This window comes from Trueperaceae bacterium (assembly GCA_002707365.1).
Classification (GTDB): domain Bacteria; phylum Deinococcota; class Deinococci; order Deinococcales; family Trueperaceae; genus UBA6957.
This window is the reverse complement of record PAMQ01000015.1, coordinates 128,213-151,471: the sequence shown is the minus strand read 5'-3', so window position 1 is coordinate 151,471 and position 23,259 is coordinate 128,213. Positions and strand designations below refer to the sequence as shown.

Annotated in this window: 16 protein-coding genes; 5 read left to right on the top strand and 11 right to left on the bottom strand. The window is 45.6% G+C overall.

The genetic code is table 11. The features are described 5' to 3' along the window. Positions 1 to 5: 5 nt before the first annotated feature. The 3 genes from CMO31_07635 to argB form a co-directional block, all read right to left on the bottom strand. Complete coding sequence (locus CMO31_07635) at positions 6 to 785, bottom strand: hypothetical protein (GenBank protein ID MAZ53866.1); 780 nt, start codon at positions 783 to 785, stop codon at positions 6 to 8. Positions 786 to 984: 199 nt separating this feature from the next. After that, on the bottom strand, positions 985 to 2,868 hold the full coding sequence (locus CMO31_07630) for a hypothetical protein (GenBank protein MAZ53865.1): 1,884 nt from the start codon (positions 2,866 to 2,868) through the stop codon (positions 985 to 987). Positions 2,869 to 2,958: 90 nt separating this feature from the next. After that, positions 2,959 to 3,720, bottom strand: coding sequence for an acetylglutamate kinase (argB, locus tag CMO31_07625; protein MAZ53864.1), 762 nt, complete (start codon positions 3,718 to 3,720; stop codon positions 2,959 to 2,961). Positions 3,721 to 3,813: 93 nt separating this feature from the next. Between argB and CMO31_07620 the strand changes: the two genes are divergently transcribed. Then, the gene (locus CMO31_07620; GenBank protein ID MAZ53863.1) at positions 3,814 to 5,241 is read left to right on the top strand and encodes a phosphohexose mutase; all 1,428 of its coding nucleotides are present in this window, start codon (positions 3,814 to 3,816) and stop codon (positions 5,239 to 5,241) included. Here the strand turns inward: CMO31_07620 and CMO31_07615 are convergent. The 3 genes from CMO31_07615 to lon all read right to left on the bottom strand — a co-directional run bounded on the left by CMO31_07615 (position 5,238) and on the right by lon (position 9,596). Beyond that, complete coding sequence (locus CMO31_07615; GenBank protein MAZ53862.1) at positions 5,238 to 6,266, bottom strand: aminopeptidase; 1,029 nt, start codon at positions 6,264 to 6,266, stop codon at positions 5,238 to 5,240. The genes CMO31_07620 and CMO31_07615 overlap by 4 nt on opposite strands. A gap of 14 nt (positions 6,267 to 6,280) precedes the next feature. Beyond that, positions 6,281 to 7,036 carry a triose-phosphate isomerase gene (locus CMO31_07610; protein MAZ53861.1) on the bottom strand — a complete coding sequence of 252 codons (756 nt, stop codon included), beginning with the start codon at positions 7,034 to 7,036 and terminating at the stop codon, positions 6,281 to 6,283. Positions 7,037 to 7,139: 103 nt separating this feature from the next. After that, positions 7,140 to 9,596: an endopeptidase La gene (gene lon, locus CMO31_07605; protein MAZ53860.1), complete on the bottom strand. Its 2,457-nt coding sequence runs from the start codon at positions 9,594 to 9,596 to the stop codon at positions 7,140 to 7,142. 203 nt (positions 9,597 to 9,799) lie between these two features. Between lon and CMO31_07600 the strand changes: the two genes are divergently transcribed. After that, positions 9,800 to 11,638: an arginine--tRNA ligase gene (locus CMO31_07600; GenBank protein MAZ53859.1), complete on the top strand. Its 1,839-nt coding sequence runs from the start codon at positions 9,800 to 9,802 to the stop codon at positions 11,636 to 11,638. Between the two features lie 55 nt (positions 11,639 to 11,693). Here the strand turns inward: CMO31_07600 and CMO31_07595 are convergent, their stop codons facing one another. The 3 genes from CMO31_07595 to CMO31_07585 are packed head-to-tail and all read right to left on the bottom strand — an operon-like array spanning position 11,694 to position 17,149. Beyond that, complete coding sequence (locus tag CMO31_07595; GenBank protein MAZ53858.1) at positions 11,694 to 14,567, bottom strand: hypothetical protein; 2,874 nt, start codon at positions 14,565 to 14,567, stop codon at positions 11,694 to 11,696. A gap of 23 nt (positions 14,568 to 14,590) precedes the next feature. After that, entirely contained in the window at positions 14,591 to 16,786 is a 2,196-nt protein-coding gene (gene recJ / locus CMO31_07590) for a single-stranded-DNA-specific exonuclease RecJ (protein ID MAZ53857.1), read from the bottom strand. Beyond that, complete coding sequence (locus CMO31_07585) at positions 16,787 to 17,149, bottom strand: hypothetical protein (GenBank protein MAZ53856.1); 363 nt, start codon at positions 17,147 to 17,149, stop codon at positions 16,787 to 16,789. Positions 17,150 to 17,340: 191 nt separating this feature from the next. On the opposite strand from CMO31_07585, the gene CMO31_07580 reads away from it, so the two are divergent. Together CMO31_07580 and CMO31_07575 are read left to right on the top strand one after the other, a co-directional pair. Next, a complete protein-coding gene (locus CMO31_07580) occupies positions 17,341 to 18,405 on the top strand; it encodes a tRNA 2-thiouridine(34) synthase MnmA (protein ID MAZ53855.1) in 1,065 nt (354 codons plus the stop codon). Between the two features lie 9 nt (positions 18,406 to 18,414). Continuing rightward, positions 18,415 to 18,957, top strand: a complete 543-nt coding sequence (locus CMO31_07575) for a hypothetical protein (protein MAZ53854.1) — start codon at positions 18,415 to 18,417, stop codon at positions 18,955 to 18,957. A 313-nt stretch (positions 18,958 to 19,270) separates the two neighbouring features. Here CMO31_07575 and CMO31_07570 read toward each other — a convergent pair whose 3' ends face one another. Together CMO31_07570 and pgl are read right to left on the bottom strand one after the other, a co-directional pair. After that, positions 19,271 to 21,382, bottom strand: a complete 2,112-nt coding sequence (locus CMO31_07570; GenBank protein MAZ53853.1) for a 30S ribosomal protein S1 — start codon at positions 21,380 to 21,382, stop codon at positions 19,271 to 19,273. Between the two features lie 525 nt (positions 21,383 to 21,907). Continuing rightward, complete coding sequence (pgl, locus tag CMO31_07565; GenBank protein ID MAZ53852.1) at positions 21,908 to 22,600, bottom strand: 6-phosphogluconolactonase; 693 nt, start codon at positions 22,598 to 22,600, stop codon at positions 21,908 to 21,910. 62 nt (positions 22,601 to 22,662) lie between these two features. On the opposite strand from pgl, the gene CMO31_07560 reads away from it, so the two are divergent. Beyond that, the gene (locus tag CMO31_07560; GenBank protein ID MAZ53851.1) at positions 22,663 to 23,256 is read left to right on the top strand and encodes an HAD family hydrolase; all 594 of its coding nucleotides are present in this window, start codon (positions 22,663 to 22,665) and stop codon (positions 23,254 to 23,256) included. Positions 23,257 to 23,259: the final 3 nt, after the last annotated feature.

Genomic DNA, 23,259 nt, shown 5'->3' with positions numbered 1-23,259 from the left:
CTATATTAGTGGCTAGGTACCCATTCGTCAAAAAATAAACCTCGCATTCGAAGGCGATATTGGTTCTGATGTATTTCTATTTCTAGCCAGCTGTACTCGTCTTGGAAGCCGTTTGAATCAAGGAGAATAGCTTTTCCTTGGGACGCAATGTTAACTCCACCTCGTACTGGTGTATGCCCATAAACTCCAAGTTCGTAAGGGGTGTCTTTCAAGTAATCTTGGTCGTCATAAATCCACCGGCGGCGATTTTCAACATAGAAACCATCGTCGTATGTGTTGTGTTGCACATTAGGTCCTACGTGAGCAAGATGAAGGCCCTTTATTATTAACTCTACAGGCCAGGTGGCGATCCAGTCCAGAAGGCAAGGTTCTAATACACTTCCTGACGAACCCTTCCATTCAAGGTGCGACACATCATCTGTCCTCAAAGGTCCTTGTTGTAAGTTGACTGCATTAAAATCGTGATTTCCCATAAGGATAGTCATTTTTCCTTCAGGAATAGCTTCTTGAAAGCCCTTCACTTCGTGAAGGAAGTGTTCTTGTGTAACTTCTGCTTTACGCAGGTGCTGAGGATTAAATTCATCGTAGGAGTTGAGTTTAGTAAGTTCACTGTAACGTTCTCTACTTTTTGCGTGGACTAGATCTCCCAGTAGTACGAGTTGGACATCCTCTTCGACAATTAATTTGGATGGCTGGTGATGTTGATCGCAAAGGTTGGCTTCGGTCATAATTTGCCAGAATTTTCCGAACTGTGCGTGAATATCCCCGATGACTATCAAGCGCATTTGCCACACCTTTTCTGAGTGATCATAGCAAGCTTTTGGTTAAGTTGTCCGGGCGAAGAGGATCTCATACGATCGGTTTGATGCTAGCCTACCTGGGGAGGTTACGGGGGTAAGAAATTTCTCCAGGCAATAGCGTGTCTAAGCCGTTACTAAGTTAATTAGGTCATATAAGAGGCATTATTGGGCCCTAAGTTAGATATTACCTAGCTGCAGTAACTTTCAATAAACTAAGGGGATCGACTGGGGTACCGCTTATACGGACCTCAAAGTGGAGATGCGAGCCGGTTGTTCTGCCCGTTGCTCCAACTCGTGCCAGTAGTTGGCCAGTCTGTATAAATTCTCCCTCCGATACGTGCAAAGTGGAGGCATGAGCATAATAGTATTCGGTATCGCCGGCTTTAACTATCACTAGGTTGCCGTACCCGCCCTTCCAGCCACTGTAGCTGACCACTCCAGCCGCTGCAGCTCGAATGGGATCTCCTGTTACGCCATCAATATCAAGGCCGCTATGCCAGTTAGTTCCGGTTAATCTCAATTGACGGTAGCCGAATCGGGAGGTTATTGGTCCGATAAGTGGCCATACGAGGCTGGTGTTACCCGGTGAATCTACGGCGTTACCTGTTGTTCGAGGCGAAAGAAAGTCCTCGCCAGGAAAGATTTTGATGATCTGGCCAATAACTATTTGATCGCTTGTTAAATTGTTAGTAGAGATAAGTGCCGCCACTGTAGTATTGAATCGTTGAGCGATTTCGCTTAAAGTGTCTCCTCTTTGAGCTATGAGTGTTTGTTGGTTAGAGGTAGCTTTGGAGCTTAACATGCTCGTTGAAGTCCCAGGAATTTTCAAGATATCACCGGGACGGATTCGGGCCGTGTCGGTCAGATCGTTAGTTATGGCTATAGCAGACACTGTACTGTTATAGGTCTGAGCAATTTCCCAGACGGTGTCTCCAGCATTTACTGTAACTTCAAGATAATCTTTCGTACGCGGTTGAGTTGAAGATAAGATCAATACTTGGTCAGGATGGATTACATTCCCATCGAGGTTATTAAAGTCAATTAAATCTTCTATTGATATCGAGTGCACCATAGCAATGTCGTAAAGGGTGTCACCTTTAATCACGGTATGAGTATGTGATTTGCGGATTGGGGAAGGGATTATGAGAACGGTGTCGGGGTTAACGATGTCCAGGTCTAAACGGTTGATTTTAAGTAACAGATCTAAGTCAGTGCCGTATGCCTTTGCGATATCAGATAAGTTTTCTCCAGGTTGAACTCGATGTTTTGTTAGTGGGTGATCGAGGTTGAGCATGGTCCCTGGTTTTATTAGATCTGATTGTAATTTGTTAACAGTAACGAGATGTTCAACGGTAGTTCCATGGAAATTTGCAATATCGGAGAGCGTATCTCCGTGTCTAACGAAATAGGTTAGCGTGCTTGGTGAATTTGGTTGATTAGAATTTATTAGGCCAGTTTCCGAAAGCGTAGTTTCGAGATCCAATACATTTGTTTCGCTAGTTACTGGACTGGCATGCACTGGGCCTAATCCTGATTCAGGGGAAAAAGATTCTTGATGAGGAGAATCATTTACCGTTTGGGCTACTGTCTGGATATTTTTTGGCAATATAAGGATGACTCCAGCCTGGACAATATCAGAGCTTAATCCGTTTAGGGTTTTTAAGATTTCTACCTCTGTACCATGACTTATAGCAATTCCTAAGAGGTTGTCTCCACGGTTGACCCGATATAAGGATAAAACGATATCTTTTGTGATGACGGAGACGGGAGTGCTTTGATCGAAAGCCCCTTCATTTGTCTCTTCTCCAAAGTCATTTTCTGTTGTCAACCCTTCCGGTATAGGAAGTTCCAGCACCATTCCGACAATAATTTCATCTGATTCCAGCCTATTAAAAGTTTTCAATAGGCTGACTGTGATACCGTGGCTTTTAGCCAGAGACCAGAGGGTATCGCCAGGAGAAACGATTACTTCGCTCGCGAAAATTGGTGACGCTAATACCCAGCCAACTGAGAAGATGGCCCAATGTAGCTTTACCCGATTTACCAAAACTTGTTTAACGCTACTCAAACCTTTTGCCTTGACTTGGGGGAGGTGGCCTCACGCTTTTACGAGAGTTCAAAATTAACTGAACTTTTTGCGTAGGAGTAATCAACAGTTTCAATTGAGTGTCACCACCGTACCGATTTTCCCTTGAATGACGTCATCTAATACTCCTTCTTCGCGTCCATCAGCTATCACAGCAGAAGCCGCCCCTTTCTTTAGGGCATGTAAAGCAGCTTCTACCTTCGGGATCATCCCACCTGCTATTATGCCTTGCTGAACTAGCTTCTTAATTGTGCGTTGTGTGAGATGGGGGAGAACCGAATTATTATTTGACGGGTCTTCAAGCACTCCAGGTACATTCGTAAGAAAGATTATAGGCGATGAAAGTGCACCAGCTACGGCTCCCGCAACTTCGTCTGCGTTTACGTTTAGTAGGTTTCCGTGGGAGTCTAAGGCAAGGCAGGCCAGCACAGGGACGAATCCATCGTTGATCAATGTTTCAAGTACAGTAGTCTTGACAGAAGTTATTTTTCCTACTTCACCCAACTGCTTATCGAATCGTTCGGCTAGTAATATCCCTGCATCTTTACCAGTAAGGCCTATAGCACCCCCAATATCTTTGGCGAGGTCTTTGCCTAGGAGGGTCAGGACGCTTTCAATTATCTCTAAGCTATCAGGCGAGGTAATCCGGAGCCCTCTAATATGTTTGGAGGCTACGCCTGATTTCTCGAGGGCCGCATGAATGAATGGACCGCCACCATGGACCACCAAAGGCTTATTCCCTTGATCGGCTAAGATTTTTATTTCACCAGCGACCCGACGCCTAATAGTTATATTGGTCATAGCATTACCACCGTATTTAATAACCCACGACATTAGTCCATTTTATCCTTGTTAGCAGAGTCACCTAGGTAAATTACTGGCTTTACAGTCAAATTAGTGCAGAATGTCGTTAAGGAGTTTTCGGGCATGGATGAATTGGTATTTGGTACTGACGGTTGGCGTGACGTTATTGGTGACCGGTTTACCTTTGTCAATGTTGGTCGTGTAGCTCAGGGATACGCAGACCACCTGGTTGAGTCCGGGGCTTCTCGCGTAATTGTAGGTTACGACACCCGTTTTAATGGACATCTCTTTGCTCAACGAGTTGCAGAAGTATTGGCGACTAATGGTCTTGAAGTTTTGATCTCGGATGGTCCAATTCCAGCTCCTGTTTTGTCCTTTGCAGTGGTTCAACACGGTGCTGGGGGAGGAGTTATGCTAACTGCCTCCCACAATCCCCCTTCTTATAATGGTTTCAAGTTGAAAGGGGCTTATGGTGGAACTGCGACGGATAACGTTTATCAAGATGTTGCTAGGAGGGTTACAACCACTCGTCCTGAAGATGTCCGTCGCGAACAGGGAAAACAATACTTCGAACATTTAGATATTAAAGAATCGTACTTTCGGCACTTGTCTCAACTGGTTGATTTAGACGTGATTTCGACGCTTTATGGAACTGTGATTCATGATGCGATGGGTGGGGCAGGTGGGGTATGGATTGCCGAGTTCATCGAATTTCTGGGTCTTGAAAACATTCGTATTCTTGGTAGGCGTAACTCTCCCGATCCAATGTTTTCCGGGGTTAATCCAGAACCTATTCCAACTAATCTGGTATCGCTTACGACTGAATTATCTATTGAGCCAAGTCGTAATATAATGTTTGCCACTGCTACCGATGGTGATAGTGACCGTTTAGGCTTAGTTCTTCCTGGTGGAGCTTACTTTAATTCCCATCAGATATTTTCTGTGCTTGTAGACTTATTCGCTCGTAGAGGCGCTACTGGAAGGGTAGTGAAGTCCTTTTCTGTATCGAGAGTGGTAGAACTTCTGGCGCATGCCCGGGGTTTAGACGTATTAGAGACCCGGGTCGGGTTTAAATATATTGCCGAGGCTATGCTTAAGGAAGACGTTTTGGTAGGAGGGGAGGAGTCTGGTGGAATAGGGGTGACAGGTCACATTCCAGAACGAGATGGTATTGCTAATAGCCTTCTACTGATCGAAGCTGTTGGCAGAGCTGGCGTTCCCCTTAATGAGATTTTTGAGTCTATTCAACGTGAAGTTGGCTGGGTACACGCGTATGATCGACTGGATTTAAAACTAACCACCAATTTAAACAAAGATCTTGCTATGTCTAGCCTCAGTCAGCTCTCAAATTCGTTTTTGGGGAGGGCAATCAATTCGGTTGAAAGGCGAGATGGCATTAAAATAAATTTAGAGGGCGGGGCCTGGTTGCTTGTGAGGGCTAGTGGAACTGAACCGCTACTTAGAATCTATTGTGAAGCTCAGACTGTGGGTGAGGTCGAACGGATCCTTGACGGGGCTAAGCAATTTTTCAGTACTGTTAGTAACAATTAAAGCTCTAAAAGATTTTTCTCGCTTTTGCTCAAAATTTCTGCTCCAGAATTCGTGATTGCTACCAAGTCTTCGATTCTCACACCTACATCTCCAGGAAAATATACGCCTGGTTCAACTGTCACCACCATGCCGGAGTCGAGCATGTCAGAGGAGTTTGCAGATAGGAAAGGAGCTTCGTGGATCTCCAAGCCGACGCCGTGTCCAAGGCTATGTGAGAACTGATCCGCAAGACCTGCTTGTCTGAATTGGCTCCGGGCTAATTGGTCAAGATGTGCGCAGCTGACACCTGAGGCGATTGCCTCTAAAGACGCAAGCTGGGTTTTCAAGACCTCTTCGTAAATAGCGCGGTGTGAGTTTGATGGTTTACCTAGGGAAACTGTTCGAGTCATGTCTGCGTGATAGCCTGATACTTTAGCTCCAAAGTCAAGAGTTACGAGTTCTCCTGATTCCATAACTCGTTGGGATGCAAGGCCGTGAGGCATGGCAGTTCGTGGTCCACTTGCTACGATTATTTCGAAGCTTGTCGTGGCGCCTGCTAATCGTATAAAACTCTCAAGCTCTAAAGCGATTTCGATTTCCTGACGTCCAGGTTCAATAAACCCGAGTATATGTGAAAAGGCAGCATCAGTAATCTCAGCTGCCTGTTTTAAAAATTCTAACTCTGAGTCATTTTTGTTAAGGCGTTGCTTCTCTATAAGGCCCGATACGCGAACAGGTTCTACTTCTAAATGTGTTCTTAACTCATCAAAAGTGGCAATTGCCATATGCTCAGATTCTATGGCAAGCGTCTTTCCATCAAGCTCTTTTATTACCCACTCAAGCCAGGGTCGAGTAATTTTAACTTCTAGGCTAGATTCCTCAGCAGCTTGTGCAATGTATCGCCCGTCAGTGACTAAGACAGCACGACGAGGGAGGATTAACACGATAGCGTCTTCAGGTGAGGTGAACCCAGAAAGATAACGAATATTGGCAGGGTTAGTTACTAGAAGAGCTTCTGCACCCTCTTTTTGAACCTCCTTGAACATATCAGTGATTAGTGTCATCTAGCTGACCGTATAATCGCTAATAGTGACTCTTGTTCTAAACTAGATCCTCCTATTAAGCCGCCATTAATGTCGTCCATATCAAGCAACTCGTGGCTATTTTCAGGATTCATGCTACCTCCGTACAACAATCTAATCTTGTCTGCTAGGTCAGGGAATAGTCCTTTAAGGTCGTTGCGGATAACAGATAGCATTTCTTGCGCATCAGTTGCAGTGGCGGTTTGGCCTGTGCCTATGGCCCAAACCGGCTCATAAGCAATGGCACAGTCGTCATGATGACGCAATTCAACCCCGTTTAGCGCCGTGCGCAACTGTTTCAATACGACTTGGATTGCGTGACCCTCATCACGCTGGGATTTCGTTTCTCCGACACATAGTATTGGCACTAAATCATGTCGGCGTGCGGCTTGTATTTTGCGGTTTACTAGTTCGTCATTTTCATGATGATACTGTCGCCGTTCGGAGTGTCCTACCAGAACAAATGTAGCACCCGCATCTCTTAGCATTGACCCCGATATTTCTCCTGTGAAAGCACCTTCGTCATGTTCGCTTAGGTCCTGTCCACCTAAAGTTACTGGGGATTCCCCCAAACACTTTGCTAAGGATGCAATATGGGTGGCAGGGACGTTAAGGAGGATATCGGCATGGCTATAGTTAATTTTTGTGAGGTCGCCGATGAACCCTTCTAGCCAAGCCAAGGCTTCGCTGGGAGATTTTTGCATTTTCCAGTTACCTGCGATGAGTGGAGTAATCATGGGCTTCAGGATACCTCACCCATCTGAAAGCGATTGCTGGAATAAGTATGAATACTTATCATCCGGTGAGGCAAGCATCATTATGGCCGCAAGCTGACTATTAGGCCTGTGCTGGAGCTTGGGGCTTTTCGGGCTTTTTTCGAGATATTTTATTTTTCGTCTTGGCATTTTTTTCTAATGCTTTTAGGCCACCGACTAGTGCGTAATCCAAGACTTCGTCAAGATGGTCTACATTATGCAAATGTAGACTTTTCTTAAGGTGGTTAGGAATATCCTTCATGTCGGGAAGGTTTTTCCCTGGATAGAGGATGTGACGGATCCCGGCTCGTTTAGCCCCAAGAATCTTTTCTTTCAAACCACCGATAGGCAGGACTCGGCCTCGGAGAGTGACTTCTCCAGTCATTGCTACGTCTTTTCGGACTGGAACATCCGTGAGAGCGCTTATTAAGGAAGTAGCAAGGGCCAGACCTGCGCTAGGCCCTTCTTTGGGAACCGCTCCAGCAGGAAGATGAATGTGAAGTTCGTTTTCGTCGAGAAGGTCTTGCCCTATGCCAAAACGTTGAGCATTACGTTTCGCATAGGTTAACGCAGCTCGCGCGGATTCCTTCATAACCTCACCGAGTTGGCCAGTAAGGACTAATCCACCCTTGCCCTGCGTGACCGAAGACTCAACGAAGAGAATGTCGCCTCCAACGGGCGTGTAATACATGCCCGTAGCTACCCCGACAAGGTTATCTTCTGCTTCGCTTTCAGGGGTAAAACGTTCTGGTCCAAGAAGACTCTCTAAACCTCGTTCGGTTATTCGCACGCGTTTTACTTTCCCATCAGCGATCCTACGGGCTGCCTTTCGAGCAACCGTGCCTATAGTACGCTCAAGGTTTCTCACTCCAGCCTCGCGAGTATATGCGGTAACTAGTCTAGATAAAGCGCTATCGCTGATTCTGATCTGACGCTTTTCGAGACCGTTCTCCCGGATTTGTCGTGGAACGAGATAGCGTTTAGCGATTTCAAGCTTTTCGTATTCGATATAGCTCGAGAATTCGATTAGTTCCATTCGATCCATCAGTGCTTCCGGGATTTGTTGTGCGAAGTTTGCCGTAGAAACAAACAGTACCTCTGAAAGATCGAATGGAACTCCTAGGTAGTGATCAACAAAGCTATTGTTCTGTGCAGGGTCAAGCACTTCCAATAGAGCGCTCGAGGGATCTCCTTGATACGAGATTCCAAGCTTATCTACTTCATCGAGTAAAAATACTGGATTCTTTGTGCCGGCTTGTCTTATGCCCTGTAGGATTCGTCCAGGCATGGAGCCGATATATGTTCTTCTGTGGCCTCGAATATCACTTTCGTCACGAGCGCCTCCTAGTGATATTCGTACGTACTCCCTACCCAGTGCTTTAGCAATTGATTTGGCTATGGACGTTTTTCCTACTCCAGGTGGCCCAACAAATAACAAAATTGGGCCTCTGTTGATTTCATTGTCATCTAGTTGACCACGTTCCGCTTGGTCGGCTTTCAGTTTTCTGACGGCAAGATATTCAAGGACTCGGTCCTTAACTTTGTCAAGGCCATAATGATCCTCGTCAAGGATCACTCCCGCCTTTGTCATCTCAAGAACATCTTCACTCCGGATGTTCCATGGTAATTCTATGATCGTTGTGAGATACGTCCTGATAACCGACGCTTCTGCAGAGTCTGGATGCATTCTTGCTAGGCGATTAAGTTCTCTTTGAGCCTCCTTCATAGCTGCCTCAGGAAGGTCTAGTTCAGTAAGTTTATTGTTGAATGCTTCAATCTCGTCGTCTTCTTCTGCCGAGCCGTTGAGTTCCTTTTGCAAGGCCTTGATTTGTTCCCGAAGAAAATATTCTCTTTGATTTCGGTCTATTTCGTCCTTAACCTCGCGTTGTAGACGCCGTTGTGTTTCTTGCAGTTCTAGCTCTGTGTCTATGAGCAGCAGCACTTTCCTTAGTCGTTCTGCGACACTTTCAGATTCAAGAACTGCTTGTTTGTCTTCGATACGGAAGTCTAGGTGGAAAGAAATGTAGTCCGCAAATTGTCCAGGGTCTTCTAAATTAAGTACAAACTGGGCCACATCTGTTTGTAGGTTGCGGCTACCCGCTTCGACCAACTCTGCGAATTTCTCCTTTAGCTCTCTGTAAGCAGCTTCGAGGATGACATCGTCACCATCAGGTATATCCAGACTCTCGATTTTAGCCTCAATTAATCCATCTGAGGTTATATAGTCTACTATCCGTACTCGGGCAAATGCTCGCACTAGCATTTGTATTCCACCATCTGGGTTTTTCTTCATTCTCATGATATTGCAGACAGTACCAATGCGGAATAGATCTTCTGGCCCTGGCTCTTCGACCTCCCGATCTTTCTGGCTCGCAATCACGATAGTGTGTTCCCGATCAATAGCTGCGTTTATCGCCTGAATCGATATTGGCCTCCCAGCATCGATAGGCATGACCATACTTGGATAAAGAACTGATGCCCGTACTGGGCATACAGGGATGACCTTGTCAAAATCGGGAGGTTCGTTCGCTTCGGTCATTAGCATCTCCTGAATCAGGGCCCACAAATGGTAGCAACATGGCGCCCATAAACTTGAGTCACAGTGTATCAATTTTAATTATATGGGTAGCAGAAACATGAAGGCTAGGTTACATAGCCTTCGCTGCCCCGGGACCTCTGCCGCGTGTCGTTGTGGAATAAATAAAGTGTTTGTATGACGCTGAGTGTGATAGCGTGCCACCCATGCCAGATGTCCAGAAGGCCCTAGAAGAGGCTCTAATAAAGGTTGTCAGTAATAAATGGTCGCAAAAAATAGAGGTTCTTGTCCAGGAAGTGCCTCCGAATAAGCCAGGGGATTTTGGTTCTCCCGTTGCTTTCAGCCTTGCCCAGGTCCTAAAAATGAACCCAAGCTTAATCGCTGAAGAAATTGTTGCTCACCTTGAATTACCTGAGGGAATTGAACGGGTGGAAGCCAGCGGCCCATATATCAACGTTTTTGTGAATCCAAGGATTTACGTGCCATCTGTAATCAGTACAGCAATCATTGACTCGGAGAGTAAGGGTAAAGTCATTGTCGAGCACACAAGCGTCAACCCAAATAAAGAGGCTCATGTTGGTCACCTACGGAATATTGTCTTAGGAGACGCTACCGCTAGGATTTTAGCTGCGGTTGGTTACGACGTAGAGGTGCAAAACTATATTGACGATACCGGGCGACAAGCAGCAGAGAGTCTTTTTGCAATAGATTATTTTGATAGTTCGTATGACGGTATTCAGAAATATGATCACTGGCTTGGCGAATTATATGTCCGACTTGGTCAGGCCAAGGCAGAAGATGATGAAGCTATAAATGTCGGCGTGCAGGCGGTTATGGATCGCCTTGAGAGAGGCGAATTGAGGGATAAGGTTAGTGAAGTGGTCCGTTCTCAGCTTGAGACATGTCACAAACTTGGTGTCGAATACGATCTGTTGGTCTGGGAGTCAGATGTAATTCAGGCTGGTTTTCTAGATAGAGGTCTTTCAATTGTCTCTGAAAGCCAATATGTCAGCCGCCCAATCGATGGTAAATACGCGGGAGCTTTGGTGATGGACGTAAGCGAATTCATTCCGGGTCTTGAGGAGCCTAATGTAGTTCTAGTACGAAGTGATGGTAATGCTATGTACGTTGCTAAAGATATCGGTTACCAGTTTTGGAAAGCAGGTCTATTCGAGGGGCTCCAATATTCACGCCTTTACAACCAACCTTCGGGTCGACCGATTTACACCAGTGTCCCGAAGGGTGCAACCTCACCTGACAGTCGTAAGTTTGCGCATGGTGACCAGATCATAAATGTTATTGGAGTAGAACAATCTCACCCACAAATCCTTGTGAGGGCAGCCTTGGGTCTATCTGGTACTGAGGAGGCAACTGCGGCATGTCAAGGCTCACGGCATTTGGCTTATGAACTGGTTACTCTCGAAGGTCAAGCAATGAGTGGTCGTAAGGGCATTTCGCTTGCCGCAGATGAGGTTATTTCTGAAGCGATTTATCGAGCTCGGGCATTGATGGAGGAAAAAACACCTGATCTTGATTGTATTGATGAGGTAGCTCGGCAAGTTGGAGTTGGCGCCCTTCGATTTAGCTTGCTTAAGAGTGAAGCTAGGCGAGCTATAGACTTTCGCTGGGATCTTGCTCTCTCCTTGCAGGGAGATTCTGCGCCTTATATCCAGTATGCCCATGCTCGTGCTTGTAGCATCCTCCGAGCTGGGTCAAAGGTCGGCCTAGATATAGGATTGGCTGATTGGAATCAAATAGGATCACTGGAAGTAAAATTGGCCCAGGTTCTAGCCCGGTTGCCTAGGGTGGTTAAAGTCGCTGCTCGTGATCTAGCTCCTCATTTAGTTGCCCAGTATGCCCTCGATCTCGCTGCTGCATGGAATAGCTACTACAATCACAAAGGCCTGGATGGAAAATCAGATACCCAAGTTATACGTGCGGCCCCTGGGCTAAGAGAGGCTCGTTACGGTCTAGTTGAACGGGTTAGTTACTCTCTAAAATCTTCTCTTTTTTTCCTTGGAATTGAAGCCCCGGAGCGTATGTGAGAAGCTTACTAGATCTGATTTTTACTACTTTCTAAGTTAGATAAGGTTTCCATTCTTAAATTAGGGCCTCATCAAGGATTTCTACTAAATGGCGTGAGTTTATCCCAGTACCATCTTTTATTTGATGGCGACAACTGAATCCACACGCTACAGAACTGCCGTCATGGGCCTTTATCTTTGGAAATAAGCGTTGGTTACCTATTTCCAAAGATAGGTCATAATGAGTGTAACCAAAGCTCCCAGCCATTCCGCAGCAACCTGCGTCGACTTCTTGTACATTGTTACTTAACCACTGTAGAACTGCTTTTGTTGGTGAAGTTCCAATAACTGCTTTCTGTTGGCAATGGCCGTGAAGAAGGATTGGTGCTGAGTCAGACATGAAGGCACCTTTTGGGTCAATTTGTCCTGAAGTCCAGGCTTTTGCTAGAAATTCATCAATCATGCTCACTTGTTTGGATGTGGCTTGGGAGAGGGTACCTGGAATCAAATCTAGGTAGTCATCTCTATAAGCAGTCACGCATGAGGGTTCCAGCCCAATCAATGGGATTCCCCGGTGCACAAAGGGTGCAAGGGAATCGAGATTAGCTTGTGCTTGTCTCTTAGCTTGACGCAACAAACCTTTCGAAATTAGAGGGCGACCGCAGCATTTATAAGGGACCAATTCTACTTGGTATCCAAGGCCTTCAAGGACTCGCGTGGCTGCCTTACCAATATGCGGTTCATTAAACATAGTCCAAGTGTCGACAATAAGCGCAACATTGTTCTTAAAGGTTCCTCTGTTTTTGCTCTTACGGTTGTTGAACCACGTTGCGAATGATTTTTGAGAGTACCGTGGTAGGGTTCGGCGGCGGTCTATTCCAACAGCTTTTTCGATTACCCAGCGTACAGGTTTGAGGTGCATCAGTACATTGACCAAAGGCGCAAATGCTTGTCCTAATGGCGCTGCTTGCGCCACACCGCCTAGGGCTCGTGCAGACAAGGGGGTACCGTGATCATCATAGTATTGCTGCAAGAATTCATATTTTATTTTTGCCATGTCCACTTGACTTGGGCATTCAGCTTTGCACGCTTTACACTCAAGACAGAGGTCCAAAACGTTAAATACTTCTTGGCTCGTTAAGCCACCTGGCATTTTCCCAGTCATTGCTTCTCGCAAGGCGTTTGCTCGGCCTCGGGTGGAGTGGTCTTCGTCGCGCGTGGCCATATAACTAGGGCACATTGTTCCAGTCCCGACTTTTCTGCAGGCCCCGACGCCTGTGCACATCTCTATTGCTCCCAAGTAACCACCGGTTTCAGAGAAATCAAATATTGTATTTGTTTTATCCTCCGGGTATCCAGGCCCGTAACGGAGATTTTCGGTCATCTCAGGGGCATTAACTATCTTTCCAGGGTTCATCAAGTTGTCAGGGTCGAATGCTAGCTTTATTGTTTGGAAAGCCTGATAGATCTTATCCCCAAACAAGTTGCGATTCTGATAACTTCTAATTAAGCCATCTCCATGTTCACCGCTCCACGAGCCCCCATAATGCTTCACTAGTTTAAATGTTTCGACACTTATCTCTTTGAACAAGGCAATATCAATAGGGTTCTTTAGGTCGAGCAGGGGCCTAACATGGATTACCCCAACACTAGCATGGGCGTAAATTACCGCCTCCACGCCCCGTTGTTCACATAATTCCAAGACCTCAGGTATGTATTGCGGCAAGTTCTCCACTGGGATCGCAGCATCTTCGATAAAAGGAACAGGTTTGCGATCTCCCTTTATGGTTGCATATGTACCTAAGCCAGCTCGACGAAATTCTAGTATCTTAGCCTGTTCCGTAGTAGTTTTTGCTACGTAAATGTGGTAGTTCAAGCGTTTGATTTCTGGATCTGACGTGAAAGCTTCTAGATCCTGATTAATTTCATCTTTACTGGTTCCATAAAACTCGACCATCATCACGGCCGTTGGCTTACCATTTACCCATTCAAGCAAGGGAGCTAAAGTGGGGTTGTTGAAGCCAAGTTCAAAGAGCACATTGTCCATTATTTCGACAGCTGAGGGATTATGACGGTTAATGTGTTGGACCGATTCCAATGCTTTTTGCATAGTGTCGAAATGGGCTAAGGCTAGAATGCGGTGATTAGGTAGCGGGTGTAGCCTGAGGGTTGCATCAAGGATAAAAGCTAGTGTCCCTTCGCTACCTGTTACGAGGTTAGCCAGATTGAAGGGTTTGCCTTGCACAAAGGAGTCAAGGTTGTAACCACCGACTCGGCGCATTACCTTTGGATAACGGTTTAGGATTTCGTCTTTCAGATTTGAAGTTACTTGTTGAACTGTTCGGTAAATTGCTCCTTCTGTGTCAGTTTGAGTAAGCTTCTTTGTGAGTTCATCTGGATCCAAATCGTGTAATTCTATTATTTCACCGTTTGGGAGCATTACTGTCATAGCTATGACCTGGTCAATGGTTTTGCCGTATTTTATGCTTCTTGTACCTGAGCTATTGTTTCCAATCATTCCGCCGACATTGGCTCGATTAGTAGGTGTGATGTCTGGCGTAAAGTGCAGATTGTGAGGCGCAAGAAACTTGTTCAGTTCATCACGTACTATTCCCGGTTGCACGCGCACAGTACGATTTTCGAGGTCGAAGCTTACAATTTGATTCATGTACTTTGAGAAGTCAACTACGATAGCCATTCCTACGGTTTGGCCTGCCAGGCTAGTTCCACCACCACGGGGTAGGACGGGTACGCTGAACTCACGGGCGACTTCGAGGACAACCCTTACGTCTTCTGGAGTTTTTGGGATAACTACTCCATAGGGAAGAATTTCGTACGGGCTTGCGTCAGTCGCATACAGAGAGCGGGCTAGATCGTCGAAGCGGATTTCGCCACGTACATTGGGTTTAAGGGCAGCAGCGAGTTTTTGAGGGAGTGCCAAATCACCCATAAGATCTAAGTATCGCACGGCCTCTATGAAAAGAGTGATTTTACCGTGCTAGCAAAAACTTCATCATCGGCATAAAGATAAGCATTGACCAGGCCTTGTAGTCGATATTTTTCAAGGAGTGCTGCTAAAAGAGTTTCTGAATCGTAGGGGTTCCGCTTTTGGCCCTTTCGAGCAAACCCTTTTTCGTCAATGAGCCGAAGCTCCCCAAGAATTTTTCCGATAAGCGTTTGTTTGCGGTCATTAGGACTAATTTTTTTTCCCTGTTGCAGTCGTACGAAGCCCGTACGGACTTCGCCCAAGGTCGGGAGTTCTGAAGCATGCTGTTTAATAGCTGTGATAACAACCGATGAGAGGTCGAAAAAGATCGTAGTGCCTTTCAAGACCTCTTTCTGTATAGAAAGAGAAGCGCTGAAAGGGTCGCTAAAGTTTAGATCTTTGATGCAAATGGGTTTGCCTTCAACTGGAGCGGCAGCTGATCCTGCCAAACTTCCTGATAAGTCTATAGGAGCACCACGTCGGATGTTGGGTGTTTTTGTTTTGCTGCGGGGGAGTAAGGGGGATTCTTGGCGAATTTGGTCAGCTGTAAACTCGATAGTTGATTTCCCCTGCCAAAAATTTTCTCGCAGTGAAATTGCGAGATTCACCTTGGAACCCTCGCTTAATTCTGATGCAAGGAACCCCTTTTGCCAAGCTACCCCTTTGAGGTTGTTGCACTGAATTTGGAGCGTATTAAGGTTTTTGCCAACAGCTTTTACCTTACTAAGCGCGCCAGTAAGTACAAATCTGGGCGGGGGAATTTTTTCTCCAAGAGGTTCTAGCTTTTTGATTCCCTTCAACAGATCTCGATTAATATCCTCTGGTCCGATAAATGCATCTAGATCTAGGGTAGGCTTTGGGGTTGGGCGGCTTCTCGTATAACCGTATATAGCTTCTCTAAAAGCGGAAAACTTTGCTGATTCTATTGTGAATCCTGCTGCCTGTTCGTGTCCGCCAAAGCGAGTTAAATGGTCTTTAGCTTCTTGGAGAGCGGCTACAGCTGAAATGCCGGGAGGAGAACGTACGCTACCTTTCCCTTTCGCGGAAAGAAAAACTGGTTGAAGATATTGGTCTACAAGTTTGCTTGCGACTATCCCTATGACGCCTGGGTGCCAGGTTTCATCAGCGAGAACGATTGCTGGAGCATCTGGATCGACCATCTTCAGGGCCTGGTCATACATTGTATTTTGCAGGTGACGTCGGTCTGAGTTCCGGGCTTCCAAATAGGTTGATAGTTCATGCGCTCTTCGTGTTGATTTCGTAGTAAGTAATTCTAAGCCAAGATCTGCCTCTCCTAGCCTACCTGCAGCATTAATTCTCGGTGCGATTGTGAATGCTATATCTCTAGCAGTTGGCGCACCTTGGATTCCTGCTATTTTCAGGCTCGCCTGTAAACCTGGCCATGTAGTGTTGCCTAGGCATTCCAGCCCTTCGCGAACCAGGGCGCGGTTGTCCCCAAGCAATGGTGCTACATCAGCAATAGTGCCTAGAGCCGCAATGTCAGTGTACTTGAGTGGGTCGGGTAGGCCAAGTTTTTTGTGGAGCGCCCATAAAAGGTGGAAAGCTACGCCTGCGCCGGTTAGTAAAGCATCATTAATTTTACTTTGGTTAGCTAAGAGTGGGTGTACTAATATCGCATCAGGTAGTTGTTGCCCTGGCTGATGGTGATCAGTGACAATTACATCCACTCCAGACCTCTTAAGCTGATTAATTTCCTCAATATTAGAGATTCCACAATCGACAGTAATTATTAGGTCTGCTCGCGAAATGTGCTCCTCGACTCGGTCCAAATGTATTCCATAGCCTTCAGTCAATCTGTTAGGAATATGAATCTGGACATTTCCGCCGAGTTCCTCCAAGCCTAGCTTCAGAATAGCTGTCGCGCTGATACCATCTGCATCGTAATCTCCATGAATCAGAATGCGTTTATGCGATTGCAAGGTGTGTTGGATAAGGTCAACAGCCTCTTCGATACCTGGTAATGGGCAGGGTGTCAGTTTAGGATAGAGGTCCTCAGCAGCTTTTTCCTTGAACCCACGTGTCCAAAGAACGCTCGCTATTATTGGTGGGATTCTTAGTTCACGACAAAGGGGGATTATGGCGTCTGGTGGTGCCGGTGGCGGAAGGGACCACAAAACTTCGTGGCGACCGGCCTGCTCGCCAATTAGCTGAGGATCTTTCACTTATGTTTCGTCTTTGATGGGTGGGATAGCGGGTATCGGAGTGCTTTGATTACGGTCTGGGATAACAGGTTTATCTCCAAGGATGTCTTGATCGTAACTAGGTACGTGTTGCTCAAGGTCTTGAATTTTCTTATTTAGAGTACGAATTTCTTTCCCTTTTCGCCATAGTGCGATTTTGCCAGGTATCCATCCAATCAACCAACTAGAAGTGATCAAAAAGGCCAAAACCCATCCAGTTTGAAGTCTGGCTCTTAGGAAAGGCAGGTAGATCCCACCTTGATTCGGATCCGAATTTTGTAGCAGAGCAAGATAAACAACTAGTGTTATTACGAAAAGGGCCAGAATGATATGTGGGGGTTTCACGCTGTACCTCCCGAACTTAACTCTACCGTGTCAAGAACTATTGCGCTACTTGTTTTAACCTGAGACCGGCTCCTATTTGATCCTGTAGACCTTAAGTGCCACTTGAACCTTCTTAAAGAGTAAAGTGTAAAGCTGTGGACGCTGTTAATGAGTCAGCCCAGGAATTAAAGTCCCCGAGAGTTCTCTCTGCCATGTCAGGTGGAGTTGATTCGTCAGTAGCAACCGCCTTGCTCAATGAACAAGGCTTTGAAGTAGTTGGTTCTATGTTGCGATTCTGGTCTGATGAGCGTCCTTCAGAAGCTTTTAGTCTCTGTTGCAGTCCAGAAGCCGCCTATGATGCCAGGCGCATTGCGGATCGCCTAGAAATTCCCTTTTATCTTCTAGATCATCGTAAAGAGTTTGAGGAGATAGTTGTTGAACCATTTGTCCCTACTTATCTTAGGGGCGAAACGCCGAATCCTTGTGTTTGGTGTAATCGTTTCATCAAGTTTGGTTCTTTGATTGAAAAAGCTCGAATGCTCGACTGCGAATTCATGGCTACTGGGCATTATGTAAGACGTGTTGACGGACAAGGTGGCCCTGAACTCTGGCGGGGAGTAGATTCTGGGAAAGATCAAACTTATTTTTTATGGGCCTTACCAAGAGGAATTCTTCCGTACTTACTTTTTCCTTTAGGTGAATTAGACAAGCCCACTGTTCGTAAGTTAGCACGGGAAAGAGGATTAGAGACAGCCGAAAAACCTGGATCTAGCGGTCTTTGTTTTGTTACAGATTCTGTCCGACACTATCTGGATAGTGAAACATCATTCAACCCAGGTCCTGTAGTCGATATCGCGTCTGGTGACGTAATTGGGGAACATAGAGGGATTCAATATTATACGGTTGGGCAAAAGCGCCATCTCGGACTTTTCCAATCTCATCAAAGCCGCTTTGTCGTGGGGTTTTCCAAAAAAGAGAACACCGTGTTTGTGGGAACACGCAATATATGTCACTGGGATCGCCTCATCGCAGAGCAGGCTAATTATCTACTTGATATTGATTCATTGCCAAGGCGAGTGATGGCACAGGTTAGATATCGGCAGAGTCCGTTACCAGCTACAATAGTGCGGAAATGGGCCGAGGGTTTCGAACTTCAATTTGATGAGCCTGTTTTTGCTGTCACTATAGGGCAATCAGCCGTACTCTACGAGGATGATAGACTGCTCGGTGGTGGAGTGATAACTTATAGAGGTGGAACTCCTCAAGAGGGGCAATAGGCGGTTAAACTGGGTCTTGGAGGGGGTTTTGTGACTGTTTTATTTATCCTCCTGGTTCTTTTGTTGGTACTGAAAATTGCGGTTAGTACTTATATGCGAATTATGGAACTTGAGAGCGACTTAGATGAATACCTGATAAAGATTGGTGCCCAGCTCGCTTTGCAAACTGAATTAATTCAAGATCTTGGTGATATGCTTAAGGGGCATCCAGACAGTGGTTATGAGGCGTTTGGGATAATCAGTAATTTGCGATTAGAGAATTTAACCTCAGATTCTTTACCAGAATGCGCTGGTACTTTTTATCAACGTAGAGATCTTATCAATCGGTTCATAAAGGGCGAAGAAGGCAACCCGAAGATTAGGAATCTAGACAACTTCAAAAATTTTAGAACGAAGTTGTCTGTTGTGAATAACCGAATATCGTTAGAGCGTCAACTGTACAATGATATTGCTTTTCGTTATAACTGTGTTATTGACACCGCAGTTGGCTCGTTGATAGCCAAGCTTTTGAAGAGGACCGAACAACCGTACTTTGAACTTACAGCAAGCTAGTACAGTGATGATTAAGAGTTACGAATGTCAACTAATTAAGCCTGGCATATATATGGCTTGGCGAGCATCCTAGCGTTGTGGAGGGTCCCGCTGTTAATTAGGGGAGGGTAACGATTAGTTGGTTAGCTTTTCGATTTTTGATCCTTATAAAATTTGGAAAGGTCGTAAGAAAAAACCATAAGTTTAAATAAGTAGATTGAGGAAATTATTCCGTAACGCCAAGAAAGATTCTAGTTCGTTTTAAAAAACGAACTAGAATCTGGGCACGCAACAGAGCAAATCAAGCTCTGATTAAGTTCTTAAGGTACAAGCCTTAGGAGGGCTTTTGTTCTTCCTCTACCCCTGACTCCTCTTCCTCTAAGTTGGCGATGTTATCACTGGTTTCTGGAATTTCTTCGGTTGTTATTGTTTTATCGGCTTCACTATTTTCATCGGCGACAGCAGGTCGTTTGCCCTCGCGGAATGCTGCTGTGAGTAAAGCTGCAGCCTCAATAGCATCGATAGCGTTTTCTGGGTCCACTTCAGGCTCATCAGTTTTTGTGGATTTTTCGGACTTAGTCTCGATATCATTGGAAGAAGTAATATCGGTATCTGATTTATCAACAACCTCTTCGTTTGATTGTTCATCTACAGAAGTTTCTAAGGCAACTGTTTCTGAAGGAGCATCTGAATTTTCTGAGGCCTCGACAGCTTTATCTGGGTTTTCATTGTCTCCCAAAACCTCTTTATCCTCACTAGTTTCGGTTAAGCCGAATTGCGCAAAAAGGTCAGCATAAACATCTCCTAATTTTGGAGTTGCTTTATTACCTGGTTCTTCTGATGCGTAACTGTAATCGTAGTCGATGTCATTGTTGCGCCGGCCACGTCTGCCTCTTCTACCACCAGTGTTTCTTCCGGATTTGGATCGATTTTCGCCAGAAGCAGCAGACTCACCTTCTCCAGCTGAGTAGGGCAATAGTCTCTTACGAGATAGGCTTGCGCGTTGTTCGACCGGATCAATGTTTAATATTACAGCCGTAATTTCGTCTCCATTTGAGAAGGTTTGGGTTACATCCTCAATGTGCTCGTGTGCTAATTCGCTAATGTGGACAAGCCCCTCGATGCCCGCATCAATCTCCATAAAAACCCCAAATTCCGTCACTCCTGTTACAGGTCCCGTAACTTCGGTTCCAGGGGGGAATCGGTCCGGCAAACTTGACCATGGGTCAGGTTGGGTCTGGCGTAAGCCAAGCGAAATACGTTGTTGGTCCGTGTCTATTTTTAAGATCATGGTTTCTACTTCATCGCCTTCAGACAAAAGTTCTTTAGAGTGCCTGACTCTCTTTGTCCAGCTCATTTCGCTTACGTGGATTAGCCCTTCTAGGCCAGGTTCAATTTCTATAAAGGCTCCGAACTGGGTAAGATTTGTAACAGTACCGGAAATTTTCTGGCCTATCACATAATTGTTCAAAACATTTTCCCAAGGGTTAGCGGCTAGCCTCTTGATCGAGAGGTTTATCCGTTCTCTCTCAATATCCATGTCTAAAACCTGTACATTCACCTTATCGCCAACGTTAACGACCTCACGCGGGTGGGTAAACCGAGCATGTGTTAGTTCGCTCCTGTGAACCAATCCATCGAGGCCCCCAAGATTGACAAATACGCCAAAGTCAGTAATCTCTACAACTTCGCCTTCAGACTTATAACCGGGCTCCAGTTTTTTCAAGGTTTCTGCTTTTATTTCTGATACTTCGTCTTCAAGTATTGAACGACGCGAGATAATTACCCTGTTTCGCTTCCTATTTAATTCAATTATCTTCACGCGTAATCTCTTGTTGACGTATTGTGCGAGGTCAGTTACCCGCCGTATATCTACGTGGCTAGCAGGCAGGAAAGCTCGTATTCCCAGATTGCCGACGAGGCCACCTTTAACTTTGTCCACTATTTCTACTTCTACAGGTTTTTTCTTGTCGTGGATTTCCTGTAGCAAATTCCAAGCTCGCTCTTGATCCGCTCGTTTTTTCGACAAAACAATTGTGTTGTTGGGTATGTCGGAGCGAATGACGTAAACCTGAATTTTGTCACCAGGCTTGAAATATTTCGCAGCGTCCTCAGGATTAGATTCATATTCGAATAATTGATTATAGGGGAGTAGTCCCTCAATTTTTGAGGAAACATCGACAACTATTCCCTCTTTTGAGAGCATAATTATTTCGCCAGTGGTAACCATACCCCGATGTACGTGTTTGCTAGCTAATTGCTCGTCACTAGCTGCAAGGACATCTTCCATAGTGATGTTACTAGATGTTTTAGACGGAAGTTCGTCTTGTTCGGATGTCTCGCTAGATTCTTGGTTAGAGGTTTCAGCAAAACCGGTTTTTGGTTTTTCTGTTGCCTCAACCCCCGTAGATTCGGTAGCGATTACTGGAGGAATCGGGTTATCCATTTCCGCTTGTTCACCTTTTGGGTGGGTGTTTGCTTCTTCATTAGCAGCGGTGGCACCCTGCTCACCAACTGTTTCCTGAACCGGGCTAGAGTCTTCGTTATTGACTTGGTCGGTGGCCGGGGCAGGGGTATCCACGGCCGGTTTCGGCTTATCACTACTCATTGTTAGGGGTTCCTCCTTGCGGAAATTTCACGCGGCGGAGTGTCATTAAAGCACAATCAGAGGTGTCCTGGCAACCTTATGCCTCTTTTAGCTTCGAAAATAAATTTGTCGTGTGGGAGGAGCGAAACTTAACTTGCCTGTGAAAACGATTCTGGCAATTACGGCAGATCTCAGGAAAGACTATGCTTGTGTGGACTCGTTGATTAGTAAGGGTTGCCTTGGTAGTCAAGGGAGTTAGAGTTTGTTGCCAGAGGTAAAAACAGTTCAATGGCTTGGTTCAGGCTTAAGGAATCCTGGGTGAGATTATCGGAACCTTAGAAATATTTGGCAAAATTTACAGTACAACTATCAGAGACAGTACAGCTATAAAACCTGATCCGTAAGGACTAGTTGATCATTACGAGCTGTTATAGCCCGAGCAGGAAAGCTATCTAAATCCCCTTCGCCAGATATCGTATTTCGTAATGCTGTGAGTTTGCTCTTTCCTGAGACTAGAAAAGCTACAGTAAGACTTGAGCTTAAAACACGAGGGGTCATTGTTAGACGCCAACCCAGATTGGCGGTTTTAACGGCACTCGTAAGGCCTTGCGCATAGATAGCTTCGCTACCAGGGAACAAGCTTGCCGTATGGGCGTCTTCTCCTAAGCCCAAAAAAGTTAAGTCAAATATTGGCGGGTTGCCAAAGGTGTTTTTGAGTAAGTCTTCAAATATTTGAGCGGTTTTGGGTGCAGCTAGTTTCGGATCCCACGGCCACGACAGGATTTGGTTAGATGGGATTGGCACCTTCTCCAAAAGTAGTCTTTTCGCCAAGCCATAATTACTTTCTTTGCTTTCGGGAGGGACAAATCGTTCATCTCCCCAAGTTACCCAAGTTGCTTCCCAAGGTAAATCACCTTGCCTTAGGAGGCTCTCATACATTCGCAATGGGGTTGATCCGCCAGATAAATTGACTATGAAACGACCACGGTCTCTTACTGACTGTTTAGCTATTTTACTGAATAGTTCTGCGCCAGCGATTGCTACGTTTGGAACAACAATCAAATCTGAAGATTTCATCACGAGAATTATATCTCTAACGAGACTAGCTTGTCCGTTCTGGTCTATGTATGCTGTTATTAATGAATTTAAGTAGAGACGCGGCTTACAGTTTGATGACGGAATGGACGCAATCGGAAAGCTTAAGAAAGCACATGCTTTCGGTTGAGGCTGCCGTGACAGCCTACGCTCGTGAAAGAGGAGCTCCTGAGGAGATTTGGGGAATAGCAGCTCTATTACACGACTACGATTATGAACGTTATCCTATTGCAGATGGCGAGGATAAGAAGGGGCATCCCTATATAGGAGTTGCAAATCTACAAACTCTCGGATACCCCAAATTGATTGCAGATGCAATTCTAGGGCATGCTGATTATACGGGTGTCAAGCGGACTTCTGACCTAGCCAAGGTACTCTATGCTTGCGATGAGATTACTGGGTTGATTACTGCGGCAGTACTAGTTAGGCCAGACAAGGATATTGCTAACCAAACCCTCAAGAGTTTAAAGAAGAAATTCAAGGATAAGGGTTTTGCCCGGGGTGTTGTAAGAGACGATGTTCGCCGTGGAGCTGAAGAATTAGGTTTAGAACTATGGGAACACGTCGAATTTGTACTCAAAGCTATGCAAGCTAAAGCTGCAGAATTAGGGCTTGATGGGTCTTTAATCCAAAAGTAGTGA